The sequence below is a fragment of the Streptomyces sp. NPDC127177 genome (assembly GCF_042672475.1).
Classification (GTDB): Bacteria; Actinomycetota; Actinomycetes; order Streptomycetales; family Streptomycetaceae; genus Streptomyces.
Map to the genome: position 1 here is coordinate 53255 of NZ_JBHXUW010000051.1, position 6307 is coordinate 59561.

Sequence of the window (6307 nt, forward strand, 5' to 3'; positions counted from 1 at the left end):
ACGTGTACGTACGGGGGCTGTGGCGTGGACGTAACGGTGGAGGCTCGCGGCGGGGCTGTTCGGCGGCAAATCGTACGCTGGTGAGCCCCGGATTACACGCTCTTGCCGGGGCTTAGGATGTAACGGATTCGAAATGCTGCGCGATTTGTTGGACGTCAGTTCTTGAAAGGTAATCGCAGACTCATGCTCGGACAGGATGCCCGTGCGACCTCGAAGGTTGCCCCCGGCGCCCAGGCACTACGCGGCATCTGGCTCACCCGTGGCAAGGACGGGCGGATCACCGCGTACGTCCCCGGAGAGGAGGGCCTGCGCCGCTGGACGGAGAAGCGCCCCGGCGGTCCGGAATGGGATGCCCCCGATGTGGTGCCGCTGCCGATGCTGACGCATCTGTCCGTGACACAGAACGCCGAGGCGTACGTCCACTTCGCGGGCCGGCGCGAACGGCCCGCCGCCGACGGGGAAGGCGTCACCGTCGACATCGTGCACGCCATCCAGTACCAGACGGGGCGCCCCGTCTCGGCGTGGAACTCACTGGGGAACCCGCACAAGGAGGCCGACGTGGGCGCCCGGTTCGGCGCGCCGGTCGTCGTGGTGAACGGGGCGGGCGAGGTGAACATCGCCGTCCGCAACGGGCGCGGCGGGATGATGGTGCGCCGCGAGCGCAAGGACGGCAAATGGCGCGGCTGGGAGGACCTTCGCTGCACGCGCATCAAGGAGGTCCCCGCCGTGGTGGCGCTCAGCACCGGCTCCATCGAGATCTTCGCGGCGACCAACAAGGAGACGCTGCACTGGGAGCAGGAGAAGCCCAGCGGTGGATGGGGCGAGGTCCGGCGCTCACCGGTCGTGGTGAGACCGGGCTCCCTCGCCGTGCTCGAAACATCGGCCGGCCGTGCCACCTACTACTGGACCGACTCCGAGAGCGGCGTCGTCGCCTACCGCGCCGGTGACCCGCCCGTACCCCTCGGCGGTGTGCCCGGCACGGGCGCACACGCAGTGATCCGCACGGAACTGGACGGCCTCGACTGCACGGTGCTCGCTCACCGGGGGGCGAACGGCGCGGCGGCCGTCGGAGTCGCCATGACGGAGAACGAGGCCAACGGCATGTGGTGGTCGGACACCGGCGTGCCCTGCGCGAACACTCCGGCCCTGACGCACGACGCCCTGGGCCGGGTGGTGATGGCGGTCGTCGGCGAGGACGGGACCCCGCGTGTGGCCCGCCAGACGGACGGACCCGGGCTGAGCCTCGACCAGTGGCGCGAGCTCTGAGCCGTCGGGCACACGCGCACGAGGGCCGCACCGGAAACCTCCGGTGCGGCCCTCGTGCGTTCGGCGACGGACGTTACGCGGGAACGCTCGCCACGCCCTGCGCCAGGAACTTCTTCCCGTTGACCCGCTCGGAGACGCCTTCGCGGTCCAGGTACGGGGTGATCCCGCCCAGGTGGAAGGGCCAGCCCGCGCCGGTGATCAGGCAGAGGTCGATGTCCTGGGCCTCGGCGACGACGCCCTCGTCCAGCATCAGACCGATCTCCTGCGCCACCGCGTCCAGGACGCGGTCGCGGACCTGCTCCTCGGACAGGACGGAGTCGCCCTGCTTCAGGAGCGCGGCGACCTCGGGGTCCAGCTCCGGCTTGCCGGAATCGTAGACGTAGAAGCCGCGCTTGCCGGCCTTGACCACGGCGGCCAGGTTCTCGGAGACGGTGAAGCGCTCCGGGAAGGCGCGGTTCAGGGTCTCGGAGACGTGCAGGCCGATCGCCGGGCCGACCAGCTCCAGGAGCACCAGCGGGGACATCGGCAGGCCGAGCGGCTCGATGGCCTTCTCCGCGACCTCGACCGGGGTGCCCTCGTCGATGACGTTCTGGATCTCGCCCATGAAGCGGGTGAGGATGCGGTTGACGACGAACGCCGGGGCGTCCTTCACCAGGACCGCGGTCTTCTTCAGCTTGCGGGCCACACCGAAGGCCGTCGCCAGCGAGGCGTCGTCGGTCTGCTCGCCGCGGACGATCTCCAGGAGCGGGAGGATCGCGACCGGGTTGAAGAAGTGGAAGCCGACGACCCGCTCGGGGTTCTTCAGCTTCGACGCCATCTCGGTGACCGAGAGGGACGAGGTGTTGGTGGCGAGGACCGCGTGCGCCGGGGCGACCGCCTCGACCTCCGCGAACACCTGCTGCTTGACGCCGATCTCCTCGAAGACGGCCTCGATGATGAAGTCGGCGTCGGAGAAGCCCTCCGCCTTGTCCAGCACACCGGAGACCAGGGCCTTGAGGCGGTTGGCCTTGTCCTGGTTGATGCGGCCCTTGCCGAGCAGCTTCTCGATCTCGGCGTGGACATAGCCCACACCCTTGTCCACGCGCTCCTGGTCGATGTCGGTCAGTACGACCGGGACCTCCAGGCGGCGCAGGAACAGCAGGGCCAGCTGCGAGGCCATCAGGCCTGCGCCCACCACGCCGACCTTGGTGACCGGACGGGCGAGGTTCTTGTCCGGGGCACCGGCCGGGCGCTTGGCGCGCTTCTGGACCAGGTTGAACGAGTAGATCCCGGAGCGCAGTTCGCCGCCCATGATCAGGTCCGCGAGGGCCTGGTCCTCGGCGTCGAAGCCGGCGGACAGGTCGCCGTCCTTGGCCGCGGCGATGATCTCCAGCGCGCGGTACGCGGCCGGGGCCGCGCCGTGCACCTTGGAGTCGGCGACGGCCTTGCCGCGGGCGACGGCCTGGTCCCAGGCGTCACCCCGGTCGACCTCGGGGCGCTCCACCGCGACCGTGCCGTTCAGCACGTTCCCGGTCCAGATCAGCGACTGCTCCAGGAAGTCGGCGCCCTCGAAGAGCGCGTCGGCGATCCCGAGCTCGAAGACCTGCTTGCCCTTGAGCTGACGGTTCTGGTTGAGCGAGTTCTCGATGATCACCGTGACCGCGCGGTCGGCGCCGATCAGGTTGGGGAGCAGCGCGCAGCCGCCCCAGCCGGGGACCAGACCGAGGAAGACCTCGGGCAGCGAGAACGCGGGCAGCGCCTTGGAGACGGTGCGGTACGAGCAGTGCAGACCGACCTCGACACCGCCGCCCATGGCCGCGCCGTTGTAGTACGCGAACGTCGGCACCGCGAGCCCGGAGAGGCGGCGGAAGACGTCGTGGCCGCCCTTGCCGATGGCGAGCGCGTCCTTGTGGTCCTTCAGCAGCTCGACGCCCTTGAGGTCGGCGCCGACCGCGAAGATGAACGGCTTGCCGGTGATGCCGATGCCGGTGATCGTGCCCTCGGCGGCCTCCTTCTCGACCTGGTCGATCGCGGCGTTCAGGTTCGCCAGCGACTGCGGTCCGAAGGTGGTCGGCTTGGTGTGGTCCAGGCCGTTGTCCAGGGTGATGAGGGCGAAGTTGCCCGCACCTCCCGGGAGGTCGAGGTGGCGTACGTGCGCCTGGGTGACGACCTCGCCGGGGAACAGCTCGGCCGCACCCTTCAGAAGCTCAGTGGTGGAGCTCACTTGTTGCCTCCGTCTGCGTCGAAGTGCGGGTTCTCCCAGACGACCGTGGCGCCCATGCCGAAGCCGACGCACATGGTGGTCAGGCCGTAGCGGACCTCCGGCTGCTCCTCGAACTGGCGGGCCAGCTGAGTCATCAGCCGGACGCCGGAGGAGGCCAGCGGGTGGCCGTAGGCGATCGCGCCGCCGTACTGGTTGACGCGGGCGTCGTCGTCGGCGATGCCGTAGTGCTCCAGGAAGGCGAGCACCTGCACGGCGAACGCCTCGTTGATCTCGAAGAGACCGATGTCCGAGATGGACAGGCCCGCCTTGGCGAGGGCCTTCTCCGTCGCCGGGATCGGGCCGTAGCCCATGACCTCGGGCTCTACGCCCGCGAAGGCGTAGGAGACGAGGCGCATCCTGACCGGGAGGCCCAGCTCGCGGGCGACGTCCTCGGCGGCGAGCAGCGAGGCGGTGGCGCCGTCGTTGAGACCGGCGGCATTACCGGCCGTCACGCGGCCGTGGGGGCGGAACGGGGTCTTCAGACCGGCGAGGGACTCCATGGTGGTGCCCGGACGCATCGGCTCGTCGGCGGTGACCAGGCCCCAGCCCGTCTCGCCCGCCTCGGCGTTGGTGCGGCGCACGGAGACCGGCACCAGGTCCTGCTGGATCTTGCCGTTGGCGTAGGCCTTGGCGGCCTTCTCCTGCGAGCGCACCGCGTACTCGTCGGTGCGCTGCTTGGTGATCGTGGGGTAGCGGTCGTGCAGGTTCTCCGCGGTCATGCCCATGAACAGGGCGGACTCGTCGACCAGCTTCTCCGACACGAAGCGCGGGTTCGGGTCCACGCCCTCGCCCATCGGGTGGCGGCCCATGTGCTCGACGCCACCGGCGACGACGACGTCGTACGCGCCGAAGGCGATGGAGCCGGCCGTCGAGGTGACGGCGGTCAGGGCGCCCGCACACATGCGGTCGATGGAGTAACCGGGGACGGACTGCGGCAGACCGGCCAGGATTCCGGCGGTGCGGCCGAGCGTGAGGCCCTGGTCGCCGATCTGGGTGGTCGCGGCGATGGCGACCTCGTCGATCGTCGCGGGGTCCAGGTCCGGGTTGCGGCGCAGCAGCTCCCGGATGGCCTTCACGACGAGATCGTCGGCGCGGGTCTCGTGGTAGATGCCCTTCGGGCCCGCTTTGCCGAACGGGGTGCGGACGCCGTCGACGAAGACGACGTCCCGGATGGTACGAGGCACGGTGGCTCTCCTCCAGGGTGCGGGATGGCACTGCTGCGGGGCACGCCCGAAAGCGCGCCGCCGCTCCTCATGCTACTTGCGGGTAACCAGACTGCCCACCCCTTGTGGCCGGAGCGGCGAAGGTCACATACGCGAAATGGCCCGGACGGCCTCGAAACCGGCCCGTCCGGGCCATGGAACTCGGTGCGGCCTCCCCCCGGGGCCGCACAACCTGGCGTGAATACGCCCCTGGCCGATGCCTGCTCAGGCCTCCGGAGTCAGCGCGTGGACCAGCAGAGGGGCCACCTGCTCGATCTGCCAGTGCCGCGCCCCGTACCCGGCGAGGGCGCTCTCCACCGCGTCCGGTGTCGGGTTCTTCGGCGGTTCCCAGCAGACCCGGCGCACGGTGTCGGGGGTGATCAGGTTCTCCTGGGGCATGTGCAGCCGCTCCGCGAGCTCGGACACCGCGCTGCGGGCGGCCGAGAGGCGTGCGGCGGCCGCGGGGTCCTTGTCCGCCCAGGCGCGCGGCGGCGGCGGGCCCGTCAGCGACTGACCGGGCTGCGGAAGCTCCGCGTCGGGCAGCTCCTTCGCCCGGTCGACGGCGGCCTGCCACTGCTCCAGGTGGCGACGGCCCATGCGATGACCGAAGCCGGGCAGTGCGGTCAGCGCCTGGACGTTGGCCGGGAGCGCCAGTGCGGCCTCGACGATCGCGGCGTCGCCGAGGACCTTGCCGGGCGAGATGTCGCGCCGCCGGGCGACCTGGTCGCGGGTGTTCCACAGCTCCCGCACCACCGCCATCTGACGGCGGCGGCGGACCTTGTGCATTCCGGAGGTACGGCGCCACGGGTCCTGGCGCGGGGGAGCGGGCGGGGCCGCGGCGATGGCGGCGAACTCCTCCTGCGCCCACTCCAGCTTGCCCTGCCGGTCGAGCTCGTCCTCCAGCGCGTTGCGCAGGTCGATCAGCAGCTCGACGTCGAGCGCCGCGTAGCGCAGCCAGGGGTCGGGGAGCGGGCGGGTGGACCAGTCGACGGCGGAGTGCCCCTTCTCCAGCGAGTAACCGAGCACGTTCTCCACCATCGCGCCGAGGCCGACCCGCGGGAAGCCCGCCAGCCGTCCGGCCAGCTCGGTGTCGAAGAGCCCGGTGGGCGTCATCCCTATCTCGCGCAGACAGGGCAGATCCTGGGTGGCCGCGTGCAGGATCCACTCGGATCCGTGCAGCGCCTCGCCGAGCCCGGACAGATCGGGGCAGCCGACCGGGTCGATGAGGGCGCTGCCCGCGCCCTCGCGGCGCAGCTGGACCAGATAGGCACGCTGTCCGTAGCGGTAGCCGGAGGCGCGCTCGGCATCGACGGCCACCGGGCCGGAGCCCGCGGCGAAGGCCGCGATCACCCCGGCGAGGGCGTCGTCGGAGGCCACCACCGGTGGGATGCCCTCGCGAGGTTCGAGCAAGGGGATCGGCGCCGGGGCGACGTCGTCCGGGGGGGCGCCCCCGGTGGTTCGCAGTGAAGTGTCTGCTGCGGTCTCTTGGGCGTCGGTCACACGTCAAGGGTATCTGTGTATGCACGGAGCCCATCGACGGAACGTTCCGTCGACGGGCGGCCATGCACGTATTCCAGCCGGAGGCGCATCGGTGCAC

4 protein-coding genes are annotated in these 6307 nt (G+C 70.8%); 1 reads left to right on the plus strand and 3 read right to left on the minus strand.

Annotated elements, in window-relative coordinates; genetic code table 11:
• Positions 1-183: 183 nt before the first annotated feature.
• Positions 184-1266: a hypothetical protein gene (locus ACFVJX_RS27320; protein ID WP_384126792.1), complete on the plus strand. Its 1083-nt coding sequence runs from the start codon at positions 184-186 to the stop codon at positions 1264-1266.
• Positions 1267-1339: 73 nt separating this feature from the next.
• On the opposite strand, the gene ACFVJX_RS27325 is transcribed toward ACFVJX_RS27320, so the two are convergent.
• The 3 genes from ACFVJX_RS27325 to ACFVJX_RS27335 form a co-directional block, all read right to left on the minus strand.
• Positions 1340-3469, minus strand: coding sequence for a 3-hydroxyacyl-CoA dehydrogenase NAD-binding domain-containing protein (locus ACFVJX_RS27325; RefSeq protein ID WP_384126793.1), 2130 nt, complete (start codon positions 3467-3469; stop codon positions 1340-1342).
• Complete coding sequence (locus tag ACFVJX_RS27330; protein ID WP_384126794.1) at positions 3466-4692, minus strand: thiolase family protein; 1227 nt, start codon at positions 4690-4692, stop codon at positions 3466-3468. Before ACFVJX_RS27330 ends, ACFVJX_RS27325 begins: the two co-directional genes overlap by 4 nt.
• A gap of 243 nt (positions 4693-4935) precedes the next feature.
• On the minus strand, positions 4936-6210 hold the full coding sequence (locus ACFVJX_RS27335) for an HRDC domain-containing protein (RefSeq protein WP_384126795.1): 1275 nt from the start codon (positions 6208-6210) through the stop codon (positions 4936-4938).
• Between the last annotated feature and the right edge of the window lie 97 nt (positions 6211-6307).

Coding starts and splice junctions, on each gene's coding strand:
- ACFVJX_RS27320 (WP_384126792.1), top strand. CDS start 184: ATGCTCGGACAGGATGCCCGTGCGACCTCGAAGGTTGCCCCCGGCGCC.